General features: G+C 58.8%; 22 protein-coding genes, 1 tRNA gene and 3 pseudogenes. 13 read left to right on the forward strand and 13 right to left on the reverse strand.

All coding sequences use genetic code 11. From position 1 onward, the window contains the following. The first annotated feature begins 363 nt into the window (after nucleotides 1–363). The 3 genes and pseudogenes from ACVI1L_RS03415 (at nucleotide 364) to ACVI1L_RS03425 (ending at nucleotide 1,203) form a co-directional block, all read left to right on the forward strand. Nucleotides 364–627 carry a hypothetical protein gene (locus tag ACVI1L_RS03415; protein ID WP_456782292.1) on the forward strand — a complete coding sequence of 88 codons (264 nt, stop codon included), beginning with the start codon at nucleotides 364–366 and terminating at the stop codon, nucleotides 625–627. Beyond that, nucleotides 605–933, forward strand: a pseudogene (locus ACVI1L_RS03420) (recombinase family protein); the annotation flags it as partial. The gene ACVI1L_RS03415 and the pseudogene ACVI1L_RS03420, both read left to right, overlap by 23 nt. A gap of 141 nt (nucleotides 934–1,074) precedes the next feature. Then, nucleotides 1,075–1,203 (forward strand): recombinase family protein, encoded by a 129-nt coding sequence (locus ACVI1L_RS03425; RefSeq protein ID WP_456785504.1) that lies wholly within the window; start codon nucleotides 1,075–1,077, stop codon nucleotides 1,201–1,203. A gap of 154 nt (nucleotides 1,204–1,357) precedes the next feature. Here ACVI1L_RS03425 and ACVI1L_RS03430 read toward each other — a convergent pair whose 3' ends face one another. Continuing rightward, the gene (locus tag ACVI1L_RS03430) at nucleotides 1,358–1,543 is read right to left on the reverse strand and encodes a hypothetical protein (protein WP_456782293.1); all 186 of its coding nucleotides are present in this window, start codon (nucleotides 1,541–1,543) and stop codon (nucleotides 1,358–1,360) included. A 44-nt stretch (nucleotides 1,544–1,587) separates the two neighbouring features. Between ACVI1L_RS03430 and ACVI1L_RS03435 the strand changes: the two genes are divergently transcribed. Further along, a complete protein-coding gene (locus ACVI1L_RS03435; RefSeq protein WP_456782294.1) occupies nucleotides 1,588–1,794 on the forward strand; it encodes a hypothetical protein in 207 nt (68 codons plus the stop codon). A 75-nt stretch (nucleotides 1,795–1,869) separates the two neighbouring features. Continuing rightward, nucleotides 1,870–2,148: a hypothetical protein gene (locus ACVI1L_RS03440; RefSeq protein WP_456782295.1), complete on the forward strand. Its 279-nt coding sequence runs from the start codon at nucleotides 1,870–1,872 to the stop codon at nucleotides 2,146–2,148. 28 nt (nucleotides 2,149–2,176) lie between these two features. Here the strand turns inward: ACVI1L_RS03440 and ACVI1L_RS03445 are convergent, their stop codons facing one another. Together ACVI1L_RS03445 and ACVI1L_RS03450 are read right to left on the reverse strand one after the other, a co-directional pair. Beyond that, the gene (locus ACVI1L_RS03445) at nucleotides 2,177–2,875 is read right to left on the reverse strand and encodes a hypothetical protein (protein ID WP_456782296.1); all 699 of its coding nucleotides are present in this window, start codon (nucleotides 2,873–2,875) and stop codon (nucleotides 2,177–2,179) included. Between the two features lie 35 nt (nucleotides 2,876–2,910). Then, entirely contained in the window at nucleotides 2,911–3,309 is a 399-nt protein-coding gene (locus ACVI1L_RS03450) for a hypothetical protein (RefSeq protein WP_456782297.1), read from the reverse strand. A gap of 538 nt (nucleotides 3,310–3,847) precedes the next feature. On the opposite strand from ACVI1L_RS03450, the gene ACVI1L_RS03455 reads away from it, so the two are divergent. After that, on the forward strand, nucleotides 3,848–4,270 hold the full coding sequence (locus ACVI1L_RS03455; RefSeq protein ID WP_456782298.1) for a DUF1214 domain-containing protein: 423 nt from the start codon (nucleotides 3,848–3,850) through the stop codon (nucleotides 4,268–4,270). Nucleotides 4,271–4,282: 12 nt separating this feature from the next. Here ACVI1L_RS03455 and ACVI1L_RS03460 read toward each other — a convergent pair. The 5 genes and pseudogenes from ACVI1L_RS03460 to ACVI1L_RS03480 form a co-directional block, all read right to left on the reverse strand. Then, nucleotides 4,283–4,583: pseudogene (locus ACVI1L_RS03460) on the reverse strand (hypothetical protein); the annotation flags it as partial. Nucleotides 4,584–4,586: 3 nt separating this feature from the next. After that, complete coding sequence (locus ACVI1L_RS03465; RefSeq protein WP_456782299.1) at nucleotides 4,587–5,621, reverse strand: RES family NAD+ phosphorylase; 1,035 nt, start codon at nucleotides 5,619–5,621, stop codon at nucleotides 4,587–4,589. After that, nucleotides 5,614–6,555: a sce7725 family protein gene (locus ACVI1L_RS03470; RefSeq protein WP_456782300.1), complete on the reverse strand. Its 942-nt coding sequence runs from the start codon at nucleotides 6,553–6,555 to the stop codon at nucleotides 5,614–5,616. The genes ACVI1L_RS03465 and ACVI1L_RS03470 overlap by 8 nt, the downstream gene beginning before the upstream one ends. Nucleotides 6,556–6,560: 5 nt before the next feature. Continuing rightward, complete coding sequence (locus ACVI1L_RS03475) at nucleotides 6,561–7,415, reverse strand: sce7726 family protein (protein ID WP_456782301.1); 855 nt, start codon at nucleotides 7,413–7,415, stop codon at nucleotides 6,561–6,563. Between the two features lie 330 nt (nucleotides 7,416–7,745). Further along, on the reverse strand, nucleotides 7,746–8,045 hold the full coding sequence (locus tag ACVI1L_RS03480; RefSeq protein WP_456782302.1) for a hypothetical protein: 300 nt from the start codon (nucleotides 8,043–8,045) through the stop codon (nucleotides 7,746–7,748). A gap of 131 nt (nucleotides 8,046–8,176) precedes the next feature. Between ACVI1L_RS03480 and ACVI1L_RS03485 the strand changes: the two genes are divergently transcribed. From ACVI1L_RS03485 to ACVI1L_RS03505, 5 genes are all read left to right on the forward strand, one after another. Further along, on the forward strand, nucleotides 8,177–8,746 hold the full coding sequence (locus tag ACVI1L_RS03485; protein ID WP_456782303.1) for a hypothetical protein: 570 nt from the start codon (nucleotides 8,177–8,179) through the stop codon (nucleotides 8,744–8,746). 368 nt (nucleotides 8,747–9,114) lie between these two features. Further along, complete coding sequence (locus ACVI1L_RS03490) at nucleotides 9,115–9,438, forward strand: hypothetical protein (RefSeq protein ID WP_456782304.1); 324 nt, start codon at nucleotides 9,115–9,117, stop codon at nucleotides 9,436–9,438. Further along, nucleotides 9,435–9,719 carry a hypothetical protein gene (locus ACVI1L_RS03495; RefSeq protein ID WP_456782305.1) on the forward strand — a complete coding sequence of 95 codons (285 nt, stop codon included), beginning with the start codon at nucleotides 9,435–9,437 and terminating at the stop codon, nucleotides 9,717–9,719. Before ACVI1L_RS03490 ends, ACVI1L_RS03495 begins: the two co-directional genes overlap by 4 nt. A 22-nt stretch (nucleotides 9,720–9,741) precedes the next feature. Then, complete coding sequence (locus ACVI1L_RS03500; RefSeq protein ID WP_456782306.1) at nucleotides 9,742–10,149, forward strand: hypothetical protein; 408 nt, start codon at nucleotides 9,742–9,744, stop codon at nucleotides 10,147–10,149. 539 nt (nucleotides 10,150–10,688) lie between these two features. Beyond that, a complete protein-coding gene (locus ACVI1L_RS03505) occupies nucleotides 10,689–10,820 on the forward strand; it encodes a hypothetical protein (protein ID WP_456782307.1) in 132 nt (43 codons plus the stop codon). A gap of 337 nt (nucleotides 10,821–11,157) precedes the next feature. On the opposite strand, the pseudogene ACVI1L_RS03510 reads toward ACVI1L_RS03505, so the two are convergent. Together ACVI1L_RS03510 and ACVI1L_RS03515 are read right to left on the reverse strand one after the other, a co-directional pair. Then, nucleotides 11,158–11,576: pseudogene (locus ACVI1L_RS03510) on the reverse strand (hypothetical protein). Further along, nucleotides 11,573–11,773: a hypothetical protein gene (locus tag ACVI1L_RS03515; RefSeq protein WP_141340072.1), complete on the reverse strand. Its 201-nt coding sequence runs from the start codon at nucleotides 11,771–11,773 to the stop codon at nucleotides 11,573–11,575. Before ACVI1L_RS03515 ends, ACVI1L_RS03510 begins: the two are co-directional and overlap by 4 nt. Nucleotides 11,774–12,529: 756 nt before the next feature. Between ACVI1L_RS03515 and ACVI1L_RS03520 the strand changes: the two genes are divergently transcribed. After that, entirely contained in the window at nucleotides 12,530–13,852 is a 1,323-nt protein-coding gene (locus ACVI1L_RS03520) for a hypothetical protein (protein ID WP_456782308.1), read from the forward strand. Nucleotides 13,853–14,139: 287 nt separating this feature from the next. Here the strand turns inward: ACVI1L_RS03520 and ACVI1L_RS03525 are convergent. Further along, nucleotides 14,140–14,214: transfer RNA gene (locus ACVI1L_RS03525), tRNA-Gln, on the reverse strand. 220 nt (nucleotides 14,215–14,434) lie between these two features. Here ACVI1L_RS03525 and ACVI1L_RS03530 point away from each other — a divergent pair. After that, on the forward strand, nucleotides 14,435–16,213 hold the full coding sequence (locus ACVI1L_RS03530; RefSeq protein ID WP_316398701.1) for an acyl-CoA dehydrogenase: 1,779 nt from the start codon (nucleotides 14,435–14,437) through the stop codon (nucleotides 16,211–16,213). A 270-nt stretch (nucleotides 16,214–16,483) separates the two neighbouring features. Here the strand turns inward: ACVI1L_RS03530 and ACVI1L_RS03535 are convergent, their stop codons facing one another. Both ACVI1L_RS03535 and rpsU read right to left on the reverse strand, forming a co-directional pair. Continuing rightward, nucleotides 16,484–16,606: a hypothetical protein gene (locus ACVI1L_RS03535; protein WP_256520744.1), complete on the reverse strand. Its 123-nt coding sequence runs from the start codon at nucleotides 16,604–16,606 to the stop codon at nucleotides 16,484–16,486. A 162-nt stretch (nucleotides 16,607–16,768) separates the two neighbouring features. After that, nucleotides 16,769–17,074, reverse strand: coding sequence for a 30S ribosomal protein S21 (gene rpsU, locus ACVI1L_RS03540; protein ID WP_076829105.1), 306 nt, complete (start codon nucleotides 17,072–17,074; stop codon nucleotides 16,769–16,771). Nucleotides 17,075–17,097: the final 23 nt, after the last annotated feature.

The raw sequence follows: 17,097 nt of genomic DNA on the forward strand, positions 1-17,097 counted from the left end.
TGGCGACCATACCTGGCATCGACCATTCGTCCATTGGGAGCCCGCGGCGCTCCAATGGAAGGGGAAGGCGCATCGTCTCGCGGTGTGAGCCTGCGCACCCCGCACGCCTCTGGAACGAGAGAGACCGGTAACAGACTTACGTCGCCGTCACGCGCAAGTATTTTTACTCCGCTTTGTTTGGCAAAGGTGCTCCCGGCCACGCGCCTCTTCGCCAAGAAGGCCCTCTCGGGCGCTTGGATACCTGAAAAGTTTCATTTTCATTCGACACTGCCGAAGTCAGCATGAGCGCTGCGAGCAATCACTACGGCCTGGGCCGTAGCGCAGTGCAGAAGTTTACGTTAGTCTCTGCTGGCGAGTTTGCAAATGCGTACCCGCATCCGATCGTCCCGACGACAATGGGCGATCATTCGACCGCTTGACGCCTTCCACCCTCAGAGCTGGGATAATCCCGACAATGAGGAAATCTGGTATGAGCTCGCGCGCGCCATCGGACGTCAGATCGCGCGGGATGAAAATGACGGCTCGGGACAGCCGATAGAGGACCCGCATGACGACAGCGTCATCCAAGAAAACGGCCGTACTATCCGCCCGTTATTCCAGCGACATGCAAAAGGCGACCTCGATTGACGGCCAGCTATTGCTGTGCCGAAAGGTCGCGTTGCGCAACAACCTCGATGTCATCGGGGAGTTTGTGGACGCCGCAAAATCTGGCCTTACGGAAGATACACGGGAAGGCTCCTGCTCAAGGGTGTGCGAAACCATGACTTCGACGTGGTCGTCGTCGAGCATTTCGATCGCTTGTCGCGTGATCCCGCAACCATCCAGCGTCTCAAGCAGGTTTTCAAATTCAATGGCGTTGAGCTGATGGATCAGAAGGGCGTCTACGCGACTGCCACCGACATCAGTATCGCAAGTCTCTACAATACGATCTACAAGCCGCAGCTCGCCGAGAAGGTTCGGCGCGGCCATGACAACGCTGTTGCCACCGGAAGAATTCCAGGCTCATACGCCTATGGTTATCGGCCGCCCGGCGCGTCGGGCGAGCGCACGATCGATGAGAACGAAGCGAAGATTGTGCGCCGCATCTTCACCGAATATGCGGCGGGCCGCTCGACCCGAAGTATCGCTACTGCTTTAACCCGCGAAGGCATTCCCTCACCAGGGGCAACCCGTCACAAGAATAAGGCGGGGCGCACGACCTGAAATCATCAGTGCATCACAGGCGGTCGGCATGGTCGCGGCATTATCGGCAACGATCTATAATATTGGTGAGATACATTGGAACGTTCGCTCGAGAGTTCTCAACCCGGAGCCGCAGAAGAAACAGAGGCGGCGCAATCCAGAAGAACGTCATATCTTAGTCAAAAAGCCCGAGCTGCGGATCATTCAGCAAGCGCTCTGGGATCGATCGCACAAGCTTCGCAGCGCGCGAGCCATGCATATGTTCGGGCCGACTGGCAAGCCGCGGCGTCGCGCCGTGATCCCGCGCAATAATGAGCATCCACTTGCCGGCGTGCTCAGGTGCGGGGTCTGTAATGGCCATATGCGAATCGCTCAGTCTTCGCGTAGCGGTGCACCTCGCGCTGCATGCGCGAACGCACATCAGCGGGCACCTGCGAGCATACCCGTACCTTTGACCTGGACGTTCTGCTCGAAGATGCGTCCGCCAAGATCGAAGTGAAATTGCTTTCGCCGAAAGCCGTTGAAGAGGCGATGCATGCGTGGAAGGAGGAACGCAAAGGCGATCGGAACAAGGGCAGCGAATACGCGTTGGCGGCGCAATCGGCTTCGTAGGCCCAGCCGAACAACTCTTCCGCATCGACATCGTCGATCAGGAACTGGATCGCCGCCGCGCTGAGAGCGCATGCGATGGCCGGGCGGTGGCAGCGAAAATGTGGCGAGCGGCACAGCCATGGCGACGGAAACCAAGAGGGACCATTCTTCGGTCACCGCGTGGCGCATTGCACGGGCAACACATCCAAGGGCTATTTCCTGTTCGACACCGACGCGGATCGCCAGATTTTCTGGTACGCGCCCGGCAGCGCGCCGTGCGGCTGCTCGAAAGCGCACATGCTCTGTCACCGCGCGGGCGGCACGCGGCTGTATCTGCTCATCACCGACGGCGTGCCCTGCGTGGACGCGGCATAAGACAAGCCAAGGTGCGGCACGCTCGCCTTCAAGCGGATTGCAAATCGCGAACGATCTCGAAACGGCAATTGCTGGTGTTTAATCGCACCGTCACTTCATCGGCGACTCCTGAGTCGCCATACGCGCGCACTTGAGCGACGTAGATGCCGTGCTCTAGGTGAATTTCCAGATCATCGGCACTCACCACTTTGAATGCACCATCATCATCACACGACTGATCGATATTGAACAGGGGAACGTACTTCTCGGCGCCTTGATCTAGGTTGAACCGGCCCTGCGTGGATTTGTTGGCTTGGTTGCGAGTGCGGAGGCCAACATGATTGCAAATGATCTCACCATCAGCGTGTCGCAGTTCGATGATCTCACACCGGCAGTTATTCAGTTTCTTGGTCGGGCTGGTGTTCCGAACCTTCAAATAGGCGGTGTAATGGCCGAAGTCGCCGTCAGGTGTCTCCAACTGCTTCACGATGACAAGGTCAGCCCTGTCAAAGTCGTTTCTAATGTAGTGGTAGAGGCTCCAAACGATAATGCCGCCCCCGGTCACGGCTGGCGCGATCTCGGTGAGGCCGCTCAGCAGTGAAGCAGCTTGCGAACCGACGCCCCATTGTGTGAGTTTTGCGAGCACATATGCCTTCGCCGCATCCTCATAAACACTCTTGATCAGACCAGCGATGGCGAGTGCGCCCGCCGCGAGAACGAGAGGGAAACTGTCTGAGTGTCGGCGCACGTTGTGCCTTCAGGAATCTGATATTGTTGCGGGCCTTAGAACATCTTTTTCGCAGGGGTGCAGTTCAGATTGATTGTTATGGACATCTTGCCCGACATGCCATTGTTCAGCTTGGCGCGCTCCTCTGGCCGCATCGCCATGATGCTGATCGTGCCCGCAGTGCGGTCCACCGTTCCGAAGAACATCATCTCCGAAGACGAGCCGGACAGCACCAGTTCGTTTTCCTTGATTGAGGTGATCTCATAGGTCCCGCCCAACACGCGAGCCGTCTTTCCTTCGAGATCGATGGTGACCGATGTCGGTGCAACATTGCCCTCAATTCGCTGCGGAGCGAATTGAACCAAGGTGCCCGTACAGGTCAGCAAAATCGGTTGTGCGCAGGAAACGCTGGGCGCCCATCCGAGCACCGTCGCCGCAATCAATCTTTTCAGCATCTGCCCAATTCTGCCCCGACTTCCTCTCGCGTGTATTTCGGGCAAATGCCACCAATTGGTCAATAAGGTCGCAACTGTACGCTCACCGATCTTCCTCGCTCGGGTTCACCCATTTATACAGTGGTCTCATCACCGCCAGCACGATCTCATCCTCTATCGCAGCTTGGGCACGAACTGCACATCACAGCGCGCGGCGAATCGATCATTGTCGCAGCACCTCAGCGTGTTGCGAACTCCGGCGTGCCCCCCATTGACTACCCCCGCACGGCGACCGCAACCGCTGGGACCAGCACCTACGTCACTACCAGCACCTCTCATCCATGCACGTTGACGTGCAAAGACCCCGACGTATACAGTTAGTTTAGTCAATCCGGATGACCCTGACGACATAAAGAGGGTTCACGCGCTGCAAGACGCTATCCAGATCAAGCAAGCGGGCTCTGGAAAGCTTGAAATTGCGAACTGGGACTCAGAAAGTCAGAAAAGGGTTCGCGACGCCCTACTGCAACTCGCTCAGACGATTCCCGACAGCAAACGAATGTTTGGTTCGCGAGAGCAGGTTGATCCTGTGCGCCATCTTGTTGGCGCTGCAACGGGCTGGGGCGGCAACCCGGAGAAAGATGCCATATACCTCACAGTTGCCCCTCCAAAGAATGACGGCAACGCCGTCTACCGCCTCAAGGTCAAGGACGTGCCGGTTGATGGCTTCTGGTCCATCACGATGTACAATGCAAAAGGATACATGGAGCCGAATCCGTACAACGCTTACTCACTGAACAACACCACGGCAAAGAAAGACGCCGATGGTGCCGTCACGGTTCAGATGGGAGGTTGCGACGGCAAGGTTCCGAACTGTCTTCCGACCACACCCGGTTGGAATTATTGGGTGCGGCTCTATCGACCTCGCGCCGAAATACTGGACGGCAACTGGAAATTCCCCGACCCGCAGCCGGTCCAATGATCCGGTCGTCGCTCACCGATCTTGTTCGTTGGGGTGCACCCACTTATAGGCCGTGATCGACCGCTCTTCGGTGAGCCTAATCATGTGCACTGGCGGGGCATATGGGCCATGGCGGCAGTTGCGGCATTTTAGCGAGGCTTCGAGCTTCCATAGCGGCGTGTCGCGCGGGCGGCGGATGGCGTCCAGCGGCAGACTCGCCCTTGGTGTCGCAGCGATGGCACCGCACTTCCAGCCAGCTTAACCCGCCGTTGATGCATTGCCGGATCGTGGGCGAGGGCTGCGCCGGGCCGCCATAGCCTTCCATCCGGATCGCGATTTACACGGATGCTCTAACCTCGACCGCTACCCGCGTGACATCATAAGCAGCGACGACACCCGGAACAGCTTTGCTAGGATCGAACAGAGCCAAGTTAATACCGTCACTGACGGAACTGCGGTATATGACGCCGTCGTAGCCGCTCTTCTTGATGAACTCGCAAAGATATTGGCTGGGAATGTAATCGATCGCCGCACCCTGGGGGAGCACCGGTCGCGTCAACTCGTCACCCAAGCGCTCCAAAAAGGGAATGTCGGCTCTCAGTTGACCGATCGCGCCAGCTTCTGCAAGCAAGAACGGCGAAACCAATTTGCGCGGATTTCTTAAATCGATCGCGTTCAGTTTACCCGAAACTATGAAATCCGCGACGCACGCGACCTCTCCGGTGTGCGGGCGTATCTCGGCCACGGCGGTCTCTGGCAGAGAACCAAGATAAAGATAGGGAATGCCGGGCGGATTTGCGCGCCCGTGTGTGGCCAAACGCTTAGGTGGCGCCCCCATCTGGTCTATTGTGTACATCGTATCAGAAGTGCGGATGCGCGCGCGGTGCCACTGTATCGGCAAGTCATCTGCTGGCAAGTGAACAAGAAGATTTTCCAGCCGATCCGTATCGATCACCTGATCCAAGAACCATCGGTTCTTGTACATCATCTCATCGCGAAGGGCTTCCCAGCCGATGAGCGCCTCACTGTGGTAGGTCGCGGAAGGCGAGAAGAGCTTTCTGACGATCTCTCCGTCGTCGAGAATTTCCCCCAACAATTCCTTCGAGTGCGCAATGTCCATGCGTGGAAATAGCTGCCAGTCATCCTTCATCCACTCGACCAGCAGCCTTCCCCCGTCGTCGGGTTCGTAGATGCTCGTCAAAAGTTCGAAATATGGCGCGAGTTGCCGTGGCTCAACCAAGTCAACGTCGATGGCGTAACAAAACTGGCAATTCCCACGGGAGGGTCGAAGCGATGGAATGATATCCTTTCGCAGTCCACGGTCGTCAAAACAATGCGCGCAGCACCGATCCGGCATGGCAGCATCACTCAAAGAAGTCGCCGAGCGTTTCGATATGATGCTTCAGCGAAAGCTTCTTCACATACCCGAGGCCGGGGAAGTGGCCGAGGGTATGGAGTTCGCGAAACTCCGCGATTGCGCTGGACTCGTGCAGCTTCGATTGACCGGAATCGAGCATCTGGATCAATTTGTCGAGTGCTTCGGCAAACTTGCCGGCCGGGTCCGTCGGCGTGTCCTTCCTCTTCGAAACAAAATGATAAATAAACATCACGTCGTCCTGCTTAGGATCGATGAATGTCAGATGGATCGCGACGGCATAAGCGGGGCCGCCGCTCTCGGTGTAGTCGTCGCCTACAATTTGAAAATCCCCGAACCCGTCCATGCCTTCTTCTTGGAACGTCACGTGCAGATCGGAGAACAACTCCAATCGAGGCTGATCTGCGTTGCGACGACGAATAAAGCCGTCTCTTAAGAGAATTCGGGCTGCACTACCCTGAAAGTGCTTTCGATAGAGCCGCCCACAATGCGCCTCGAAGAAAACGTTGCGAGTTCGCGAGAGATTTCTGCCCAATCTCTCCGCAAGCCCCTTCGCGTCCGTAAAGCCCGCGTGCACGAACGTTGTGTTCTGATGTTCATGCTCGAAATAAATTTCCAACGCTTGCTCGACGGGCATGTCCTTCTTGAGCAATATGCCCGCAGAAATCCTATCCCGTTGCCCACGAAACTCATTGCGAAGCAGTTCTGAGATGTCGATACCATCTTCGCTGTGATCGCCGTGGTGCGGATTCACAATCACGATCGCGCGCCCATCGGCATCGCAGATTGCCTTGAGGGTACGCTCAAGATTGCCCAAGGACTCCTTCACGGGCTCAATGATCGGAACGAAGCTCCGAGAGGCGAGCAGAGGCGCCGTCTCTCGAATGGCAATCAACTCAAATTGCTTGCCTCGAAAGTAAGGATGATACATCGCGGTTAGGCCCACGCCATTGCAGCACGAAGCGGCGTTTGGACGGCCTGAACCAATCGCTCATGATCTCCACGCCTCACACTGGTGGACAACGCTGCAGCATGTAGCGACGCTGGCAGTCTTTCCACAAGATCGCTGAGAGGCGCCAAATCGCGCGAGCGCTTTAGGACTTTAACCATCGAGGTATGAACCTTTTGCGGGTCGAGCCCGCTGAAAAATTGGCGCATTACGCTATGCAACTTCGTGTTGGGGAGATCGGGGACTGTAACACCAAGATCGGCGAGTACAGATCGCGCTTCGACTGATCGAAGAGATTCGAAGACGGCCACCGGGTCAACCCGTCGAGAACGATCTGACGCTTCACGCACGGTCGATATCTGATAGCGCCGGGACAAGCTCAATACGCCAACGTCCTTGGGCACGGTTTGAAGGACTTTCTGCACGTGCCCTTCGGCGGCAATCACATAAATCTTCGCGAAGACCTTTTTGTAGTTGCCGATCTGGTTCGCAAGACGATCCAGCGAGTCCCGCTCGGATTTGATTTCGTACACCGTGGCGGTCCCATTCAGGATCACCAAATCAGCCTTACAAGACGCCGCGCGAAATTCGTTGAGCATGCACGCTGTCTTCAGCGAGTGCTTCCCCATGAGGACCTTCTGAGTCAGGGCTGCCCTGTAGATGTACTCGTCGCGCAGGCCGATCGTCTTTAGGACACGGAATGCGGAATCAAAGGCGTCGCCGACGGTGACTTCCCCCTCACTCGGCCATTGCTCGATCTGCCCCAACAAGCGGGCGAACAGTGCCGAGCGGCCCCGCTTCGCCATCTCACGGAACACGGCCGAAGAGAACAGCCTCGTCATGGCCGCAACCTGAGAATCGCTCAATTCTGCTGCCCCTCCAGCGCTGGGAATGCGCCTTTTCCGAGAATCTTTTATCATACACTACCAGAGGGGGGAACACCGTCAGACGTGAGCGTTGGCACATACTTAAGACCTAGTCCCTCACAGGTCCATCCAGAACTCATTCGGTGTGAAGCTCAGCCGAGCACGACGGCCCGGTTGTACACGGGGGCAAACGCTCATCCGACGGTCGCAACGCAGCATTTGCGCCCACCGGTCGCGGCTCGCCTTCAAGGCGCGAGATCACGACCTCGCGCCCGGCCATGTCGCGCCGCTGACTTCGTCCGCCACTCAGCCGGTCGCGTGACAAACTGGACACGGCAGCATCGACGGAAATTCATCCGACAATGGGGTGATTACGTCCTTGTCGTTTTTCAGCGGCGGGCGCTCAATCGTTCCCTTGCCGTAGCAGTAGGGGCAGCGATGACGATGGCCAGTCGCCTCTTCCAGGATCATTCGCGCTTTTGCGCTAAGCTTAGCGACGTGATCGCGTTGACCATCCGTCAGGTTGGGGTCAGCCAGCAGGCTGTCGGCCTCGCTGATCGCATCTTCAAGACCCTCGATGTCTGGCAGAGGCTGTAGGTTAGTCACCGCCTCCTTCCTTTCATGTTGGCTGCCTTTTCGCCTGCTAGCCCACATAACGGACTCGATATCTGCGTTATACGAATATAATTTATCTTGGGAGAGGCCGAAATGCAAATTCAAAGTCTGGCGTTCGACTCTTGAGCGTGTTCGATACCGACAGCAATGCGTGGACCCAGCGCGCATGGCGCGACGAGGTGGCGCTGGCGTTTGGATTGTCCAAGCCTCTGTTGCACAATCAATACGGCGAACTCGACATGTTCGCCGTCGCGCTGACTGTTCTTATTTCGAATTACATCAAGATCGACATGAAGCGCTCGGCTGCACTGGTTCGCGAGCATTGGCGCGGCTGGTTGGACGGTCTAGCGCGAGCGGAGCGGGCCCGAGGGCGCACTGTCTATAGCGAGGGCATTTGCTTCGTGATCGCCACCAACCCCGACAAAACCTTAATCAAGGCCGCAGTCGGACCATGCGAAGATGTCATCAACGAGATGGGTGGAGGCGAGATGGTGCCTTTCCCATTTCCGCTCGATCTAGTCGAGCGACAGCTTAGGGCCGCCGCGAGGAAGGCGGGCGTCAGCCTGCCGAAGTCATTGACGCCCGGTCCGCCGGATACGGAAGCCTACAGAAAATGGATCACCGACATCGAGACTTACCGCCAGATCGCAGCCACGCGTCGCACCGGTAGGAAGACGAAGGAACGGGCGTAGGTCCCGAGGAATCATTCGGCGGGTTGGGGGGAGAGATGATGCGAGGATGCCGCGCGCGCAGAGCACGTACAGACTCCTCACCCGCGCTCTGCGCGCAGCCAAGGATGCCGGTGTGATCGTCAAGATCGAGATCGAGCCGGACCGGATGACGATCACAACGGTCGGGGAGAGTCGGAACAGCAGCGCAACACCGACGCGCACCGACAATGAATGGGATGAAGTTTTCGACGATGATCGAAGATATAAACTACCGAAGTTTGTGAACGGGTTTCGCAACAAGAAGCGTCCGGGCAGCAAGGTCCGATACTACTTCCGCGCGCCCGGAATGAAGGCGAACCGCTCCCGGGGGCATTGTACTCGGAGAGTTTATGTCCGCGTACCAAATGGCGCTGGCGGAGTTGCCCGATCGAAAGGGCGTTGAGATTGGCGAAAAGCGCACGACGCCGGGCACGATCGACGCGTTGGTCGTTTCGTATTATCGATCGACGGACTGGACGGCTCTGGCTGAAGACACGCGCGACGCGCGAAAGCGGATCATAGAAAAATTCAGGCTGAAGCACGGTGCCAAGCGCGTACGAATGCTGGGTGAGCCTCATCTGATCAAGATCATGGGCGAAATCAGCTCGCTGTCGTCACGCCGGTCGTGGCTGAAAGCCATCAAACACCTGCTCGCCCATGCCGTCCCACCATGATCAGGAAGAATCCGGCCGAAAGCATCGCCCCGGTGAAGCTGCCAAAGTCGAAAGGCCATTGGACTTGGACCGACGATCAGATTTCGACTTACCGGAAGCATTGGAAGCTTGGTACGCAACAGCGTCTCGTCCTTGAATTCGCGCTGGAGACGGTGAGCCGTCGCGGCGAGGTAGTGCGGCTCGGGCCGCAGCATTGCTATGTAGACCGCGAGGGCAATCGCCGCGTTCGCATCGAACGTACGCACGGCAGCGCCGACGTGGACATTTCCGATATCCAATGAGTTAGCAGCGGCGATTGACGCGATGCCGAGGCTGCAAGCCGTCAATGGATTGCTGCCCCTGACCTACCTCTGCACTGAATATGGCAGGCCCCGCTCGAAGAAAGGGCTCGGGAACGACTTTGCCGGATGGGTGAAAGCCGCCGGACTACCGGACAACTGCCGCCTGCACGGTCTAAAGAAGAGTGGTTTGCGGCGTCGCGCCGAGGCCCGGAACACCACGCACGAATTGATGGCGTTCAGTGGACATAGGACGCTCGCCGAAGTGCAGCGCTACACTGAAGAGGCAAACAAAAAGCTACTTGCGGACTCCGGCGCGGCGAAGATGCGGGAGGCGCAGGTAGCCGCGCCTAAGCGCATTGCCGATCAGCGGACGGATGCAGAACGCACCACTTACAAACGCGCGCGTTCGAAACTTACAAACGCGGAATAAGCTATTGAAATGATTGGAGGCGGAACATGATATGGCGCTCCCTAGGGGAATCGAACCCCTGTTTCAGCCTTGAGAGGGTAAATTCGATCCGCTTGAACGCCGCATGATAGCTCGCCAGTAGATGGGCTTCTTTTCTGCTCAGCGTTCCAGGCTGTTCCTCTAGTCAACCGCCAACTGCGGTTGCTCAGCTGAAGCCATAATGAGCACTCGACAACTTAAGCAACAAGAACGCAGATGATTTGCAGCAGCGTCCTGGTCGAGAACACTCTATTGAAGAGCGTCATAGAGCCGCCTCTAGCGCTGGTGACCGAGCCGGATTCCAAGCTTGAGCGCCTTTTGGCGGAGTGAGCCTTCGGAGCGCTTTGTGAGCTTCGCGATTTTTGCAACGGGCGTCTTCGCTTTCGAATGAGCGCGCAGCTCTTTCACGTCAGCCTTTGTGTATTCGCGACGCAGAGTTTCTTCTTCGTAGCCATCTTCTTTGCCTTCTTCGCCACTTTTAGCTCCTCGATTCGACAGGATCGGCTCTCCTCTACGACCGCATGGCGGCCTATTGGCCGGACAACATGAGGGTGCACGTCGACTTCAAGCACTATTTCGATGCCAGCGTGGCGCAGCTGCCCCAATGCGTCGTCGATGACATCGAACAGAAGTGGGACATTGGGCGGCTCTGACCCGGATACACATTGAGGAACCGGTTCTGTCTGGCCGCCTTCGACTCGGCTTCGCGTCCGCTGGGAGGAGTAAACAAGATCGCAATGCCGAGAGTGGACTCGCCGACCGACCGCCAAGAACACCGTTTGTTTTAGTTCGGCCTTCTCAAACGGTTTCTCTCGCTAAGGTCTTATTTGTATGGTGGGCGCACCAGGGCTCGAACCTGGGACCGGCAGATTAAGAGTTCAGGACCATCGCGATCTTCGGGGCTTGGAGCTGCTGCTCTGCCTCGTCGCTTCTATGGACTACGCCTGGATTCGGCCCCCCTCCTTCGACGGAGGCCACGCGTCCGCAGGATTAGGAGGCATTAGCTCGCGCCCGTTCTCGAGCTTCACGACGCCGCTCGCGACGTTCGCGTCGTCGCCTAGCGCGCTCGGCTGGCTGCGGAAGCGGTGGTATGGGCGCATCCCTGTTCTCAGATAGCACTGTCCCCGTTGGTGGCTCGACGGCGGGCACGCCTCCATGAACTCCAGCACTGTCCGTCCCTTGACGGTGATCTTCCAGCCGCCGTTTTCGCGCTCGACGAGACCTTGCCAAAAGATGTCGAGGTCCGGTACACGCGCAGCCGGGCGCTTTGTGCGCTCGACCCAGTCCCGGCCGCTAGTCGCCAGGATCGCCACGTCGCGCTTGAGATCGGCCATCGCGGCAAATCCATCCGGATAGCTCACCAGGACCTTTAGCACCGTGACCTGGAAATTCCCCCCGCCTCCGGTCATCGCCACATCGTCGGCGCCTGCGAGAGAGCGTGGCGCCCGATCTGCTTGAGGTGATCCGGAGAGATGTCCCCTTTGGTCGCGGCTTCCAGGATTTTCGAGGCCACATGGGTACGGGCGCCGGTCTCGCTCCGGGAAACGCTTTCGCAAACCTCATCTAGGACGGCGCGCAATAGCGCGGTGGTCGCGGGATCGAACATGTGAACCCCCATAAAAAAATTACGATACCGCAATAGCGGCGGCGTCAAATTTAAGCGTGTTGAAAATCGCTAGAACTCTACACCTCTGCTTGGATTTGGCAATATCTGCGCAAATGGCAGATAAACCAAAGGAACTAGCAAAGCGACAGGTGGCGTGTATCGCCTCCTTCTGTCTTGTTCGCCGCAGGTTTGCGAGTTGCGCCAGTGAATACGTCCAGGTTTTCTGGGCGGACTGCCTCCGCGCGTAGGACTCCGGCCCACTGCCCTCTTTACCAATTTCTCCGAGCTCCGTGTCGGCCCCCTCCCGCCTCACTCTCTGCTACGTCGGCAGGTCACTTCCTGCCCCCGGCCTTCCCACGGCGCGCTCTAGCATCGGAGGCACGTAGGTCCGAGGTGTCCTTTTCAGGCGCGGCACTACGCTCCTCTTCGATCCGGTTGCCGTCGCAGTTTCAATCCTACTGGCGATCATCATGATGGGCAGCACCAGCAAAGAACCGATTTCAGCAGCTCACGCCATCATCCGATGACACGTCCTGCCATAATTCCAGCGGGTTCTTGGCCGCGCCGTATGTCTGCTGCAATCGCAGCAGGGTACTGCGGAGAATTGACTGTCGAGGCCTTTCTCAAACGAGTCGGTAAGGAGTATCCTCAACCACGTGTGAAAGAAGGGAGGCGTCAGCTGTGGTTGAGAGACGATCTGGACCGAGCTATTGCGCCGGACATCGTGCCGGGCGACCTCGCCGAGGATTTGTGACGTTGGAGCGCCCACTTCCACGCTTCGTGGAGATACGGCGGCTTGCCCGCGGATCGACCGCATTCTACTTCCGCATCCCCACACATTACAGGAAGCTCGGCTGCGAGATGGCGAATGAGCCACTTGGGACAAGCTACGAAACCGCATGCGGCGGCGATGGCAAAGGCGGACGCGCTGCCACCCTCAATGCCTTGTTCGATGAATGGAACAACCACCGCAGAGGGCAGCCGGGCGACCAGGGGAAGATCGCGCGCTATGGCACGATCGATTGGCTATTCCGACAATACAAGACGGAGAAGGCGTATACTGAGAAGGTCTCAGCTCGGTCGCGCCCAGACTACGAACGGATCATGCAAATGATCTGCGACACGGTCGGTAAAAGCGGACGGCGGATCGGCGAACGACAGATCATGGAAGTTACGCCACGAGCCGCCGATAAAATCTACGACAAAATCATCAACGGCCCGAACGGCATCAGACTGCGGCAGGGAGAAAAGGTCGTCGGCCTCTGCCGAAAGGTGTGGCGAATCATGCGTCGGCTGCACCCAGAGTTGTTCGATAAGAAGCACCCGAACCCCTGGGACGATTTCACCCTCAAGAGCCGTACCAAGACCAAGAAGCACGCGATCACTCGAGAGGAGGTCTATAAATTTGCATGGGGCTGCATCAAAGAAGGGCGGCCTGAACCCGCGGCCGTCGCGGTGATTTGCTTTGAATGGCTGCAACGGCCTGAGAACGTGGTAGCCGGGTTTTTGACTTGGCCCGACTATCGCAGCAAGAACTGGCCACACGCGGTGCGCATCGAGCATCACAAGAACAAGGCGTTGGTCTGGCATCCGCTCGAAGAGACTCTCGATGGAGAGACCGTCAAGTTTTACGCCGAGGCGGAGGATATTTTGGGCCATCTGCCCAAGCTTGGCGTCCCGATGATCATGCGCCGGATCCAAAAGGGTGAACGCAAAGGCGATGCCAAGGTGTGGTCCTACCCTGGCATGGAAAAAGTGGTGCAGCAGATGCGCAAGAAGATCGACGGCGTGTCAAAGCTGTTCACGCTTGATGCCTGTCGACACGGCGGCATGACCGAACTCGAGGAAGCCGAACTGACGGAGGGCCAGGGTCGCGCACTCTCGGGCCACAAGACCGCACAGGCCTATCGCGGTTATGCCAAGGAAACGATGATGCGAGCGTTGGCTGCGACCCGTAAGCGGCATGCACATCTCTTGGCGCAGAAGGAACTCGATCAGCATGCTGATGGAGCAGCATCACCTCGAGACGAAACGCAGACCTCCGCAATTTCTAAGACCAGCGTCCGATCTCAAGGATAGACTTCGCGCTTCGTTGGAAGCTGCAAAAGGCGGCGGCGTGTGCAACCGTCGATCCGGACGCGATGTCAACGGCTGCGATCGGAACTTTACAACCCGCAGACAGGGTTCATCCGCTCAATATTTTTATAAATTGAGCGACGTTCAACGCGCGACGACCTTCATCTGCCTTCGACCAAAAACGAAACCAGCACAGAATTTCCAAATGGGAGGCAAACGGAATTTCCAAATGCGCGAGAAATTCCGCCTTGGGCAAGGCAATTTTCGCAACAAAATCAGCGCGTTACCTCTGGCTGGGGCGGGAGGGATCGAACCTCCGAATGGCGGAATCAAAATCCGCTGCCTTACCGCTTGGCTACGCCCCAACGCGCCGATCGAAGGCCACGTCGGTCTATAGGGTGAGTCCCGCCATTTCAACAGGGCGGCGATCGAAAAGGCACGAAAGCCGCAGGATGATGACGGTACTCTTATTATAAGGCGACGCCGCGGTGGCCGAAACAGACCGTGCGATGTCCGTTCGGACTGTTGAGAGGGCGCCGGTTTCATGGGATGACAATTTGCAAACGCCTCGTCGGGAGTAACGCCATGACCTACCGTGCGCCGATCAACGATATCTTGCTGTCCCTCAATCACGGTGCGGGGCTCGCTGCCGCCGTGGAGGCCGGCCATTACGGCGATTTCGACGGCGACATCACCGCTGCGGTGCTAGAAGAAGCCGGCAAGTTCGCCTCCGACGTGCTGGCGCCGCTGAATCGTGTCGGCGACGAGCATGGCATCAAGCTCGACAACGGCAAGGTGACGACGGCGCCGGGCTGGCCCGACGCCTACCAGCGCTGGACCGCCGCGGGCTGGAACGCGGTGTCGGGGCCGGAGGCGTTCGGCGGCCAGGGCCTGCCGCTCGCGGTCAACGCCGCCTGCACCGAGATCTGGAGCGCGTCGAACGTCGCCTTCGGCCTCTGCCCGCTGCTGACGCTGTCGGCAATCGAGGCGCTCGATGCCCATGGCAGCGCCGAGCTGAAGAAGACCTATCTCGAGAAGCTGGTCACCGGCGAGTGGACCGGCACGATGCAGCTCACCGAGCCCAATGCCGGCTCCGACGTCGGCGCGCTGCGCACCCGCGCCGAACGCGCCCCCGACGGCACCTACCGCATCAAGGGCACCAAGATCTTCATCACCTATGGCGAGCACGACATGACCGACAACATCGTGCATTTCGTGCTTGCGCGATTGCCCGATGCCCCCTCGGGCACCAAGGGAATCTCGCTATTCCTGGTTCCGAAATTCCTGGTCAATGCCGACGGCTCGCTCGGCGAGCGCAACGACATCCATGCCAGCGGCGTCGAGCACAAGCTCGGCATGCACGCCTCGCCGACCTGCACCATGACGATGGGCGATAAGGGCGGCGCGATCGGTTATCTGATCGGCGAGGAAAACCAGGGCATGCGCTGCATGTTCACGATGATGAACCAGGCCCGCCTCGGCGTCGGCCTCGAAGGCGTCGGCATTGCCGACCGCGCCTATCAGCAGGCGCTGGCCTATGCGCAGGAGCGAAGGCAAGGCAAGGCGATCGGCCACAAGGGCGACGGGATGGATCCGATCATCGTGCATCCCGACGTCAAGCGCATGCTGATGCAGATGCGCAGCATGACGGCGGCGGCGCGCACGATCTGCTACGCCACCGCGGTCGCGCTCGACGTTTCGGTGCGCGCCAGGGACGCCAAGGTGCGCGCCGAGGCCGCGGCCCGCGGCGCGCTGCTGACCCCGATCGCCAAGGCCTTCTCCACCGACATCGGCAACGAGGTCGCCTATCTCGGCGTGCAGATCCACGGCGGCATGGGCTTCATCGAGGAGACCGGCGCCGCGCAGCATTATCGCGACGCCCGCATCACCTCGATCTACGAGGGCACCAACGGCATCCAGTCGATCGACCTCGTCACCCGCAAGCTCGGCGCCAATGGCGGCGCCTCGGTCTGGGCGCTGCTGGACGAGCTCGCTGCCGTCATCAAGCAGGTCGAGACCTCCAACGATCCGGCGTTCGGCACCACGGGCGCCAAGCTGCGCGACGCGCACGCCGCGCTGGAGCGCACCAGCAAATGGCTGCTCGAGCGCCTCGCCTCGGCGCCGAACGAGGCACTGGCCGGCGCAACGCCCTATCTGCGGCTGTTCGCCGCAACGCTCGGCGGCTGCATGCTCGCCGGCGAAGCGCTGGCCGCCAAGGCGAACGGCGAAGCCGAGCCGCAGCGCTATGTCGCGCTGGCGCGCTTCTTCGCCGAGAACATCGCCGTGCAGGCGCCGTCGCTGGAAAAGACCGTGACCGAAAGCGCCGAGGCGGTGACCGGCGCGGATGCGGTGCTGGCGGGATAAGATACCTTCCACCGTCATTGCGAGGTCAGAGGGCCCAAAGCGCTGTGCTCGCCAAAGGCCCTCCTCGCTCGTTTGATGCACATGACGTGCCGCATCACAACTGTCGTCCCTGCGAAAGCAGGGACCCATAACCACAGCCTTCCGTTTTGAAACGAGCTGTGGCTCCAGCGTTGCAAACCAATCGGCACTTGTGGTTATGGGTCCCGGGTCGCGCTTCGCTTGCCCGGGACGGCATCGAGTTTTGCGCCTACCGCCGAATCATACGTTTCGTCAGCGATCCGCGCGAAACGCGCGAAATTCCTCCGGGCCGTCGAGCAAGTCACGCTTGCGCGCGGCCTGATCGAACTGGCTGGCGGAATGATCTGCCATTGCGTTGATGGCCGTGCCGGCCAAGTTCTGCGCACGTCGCCGTTGATCGTCGTGCCTCGACCGAATATCCCGATCCACGGCTCGCCGACGACAGATCTCATCGGAGAGACGTTCCTGGAGGCATCCGTTGCCTCGATAAGATCGCTGCGTCATCTTGCACGATCCTTCCAGCAGGATCGGTACGGGCTAGGTCTCCCGTGTGCTGCCTGCTTGCTGTGGCGATTGTGGTGATTGCCTTGGCGCCGAAGGTTTGGACGCCGGGAATTTGGGTTTCCGCGGAGGCGCCGCGATCAATCCATCCCGTATCGCTTGCTTGCGGGCAAGCTTGCGGGCTCGCCGCACGGCCTCGGATTTCTCTCGAGCCCTTTTTTCCGATGGCTTTTCGAACGATCTGCGGCGCTTCATCTCTCTAAAGACGCCCTCGCGCTGCAACCTCTTCTTTAGAACTCGAAGCGCCTGGTCGATGTTGTTGTCCCTGACAAGAACTTGCAACGGATCACCTCTCTCGCGGTACA

The sequence above is a fragment of the Bradyrhizobium sp. USDA 4516 genome, from assembly GCF_054055915.1.

Bases quoted from the DNA above. Each gene is read 5' to 3' on its own strand.
- ACVI1L_RS03490 (WP_456782304.1), top strand. From the start codon at position 9,115: ATGTCCGCGTACCAAATGGCGCTGGCGGAGTTGCCCGATCGAAAGGGC.
- ACVI1L_RS03470 (WP_456782300.1), bottom strand. From the start codon at position 6,555: ATGTATCATCCTTACTTTCGAGGCAAGCAATTTGAGTTGATTGCCATT.
- ACVI1L_RS03450 (WP_456782297.1), bottom strand. From the start codon at position 3,309: ATGCTGAAAAGATTGATTGCGGCGACGGTGCTCGGATGGGCGCCCAGC.
- ACVI1L_RS03430 (WP_456782293.1), bottom strand. From the start codon at position 1,543: ATGGCCATTACAGACCCCGCACCTGAGCACGCCGGCAAGTGGATGCTC.
- ACVI1L_RS03435 (WP_456782294.1), top strand. From the start codon at position 1,588: ATGCGCGAACGCACATCAGCGGGCACCTGCGAGCATACCCGTACCTTT.
- ACVI1L_RS03440 (WP_456782295.1), top strand. From the start codon at position 1,870: ATGGCCGGGCGGTGGCAGCGAAAATGTGGCGAGCGGCACAGCCATGGC.
- ACVI1L_RS03505 (WP_456782307.1), top strand. From the start codon at position 10,689: ATGGCGGCCTATTGGCCGGACAACATGAGGGTGCACGTCGACTTCAAG.
- ACVI1L_RS03415 (WP_456782292.1), top strand. From the start codon at position 364: ATGCGTACCCGCATCCGATCGTCCCGACGACAATGGGCGATCATTCGA.
- ACVI1L_RS03515 (WP_141340072.1), bottom strand. From the start codon at position 11,773: ATGTTCGATCCCGCGACCACCGCGCTATTGCGCGCCGTCCTAGATGAG.
- ACVI1L_RS03455 (WP_456782298.1), top strand. From the start codon at position 3,848: ATGTTTGGTTCGCGAGAGCAGGTTGATCCTGTGCGCCATCTTGTTGGC.
- ACVI1L_RS03500 (WP_456782306.1), top strand. From the start codon at position 9,742: ATGCCGAGGCTGCAAGCCGTCAATGGATTGCTGCCCCTGACCTACCTC.
- ACVI1L_RS03530 (WP_316398701.1), top strand. From the start codon at position 14,435: ATGACCTACCGTGCGCCGATCAACGATATCTTGCTGTCCCTCAATCAC.
- ACVI1L_RS03475 (WP_456782301.1), bottom strand. From the start codon at position 7,415: ATGACGAGGCTGTTCTCTTCGGCCGTGTTCCGTGAGATGGCGAAGCGG.
- ACVI1L_RS03495 (WP_456782305.1), top strand. From the start codon at position 9,435: ATGATCAGGAAGAATCCGGCCGAAAGCATCGCCCCGGTGAAGCTGCCA.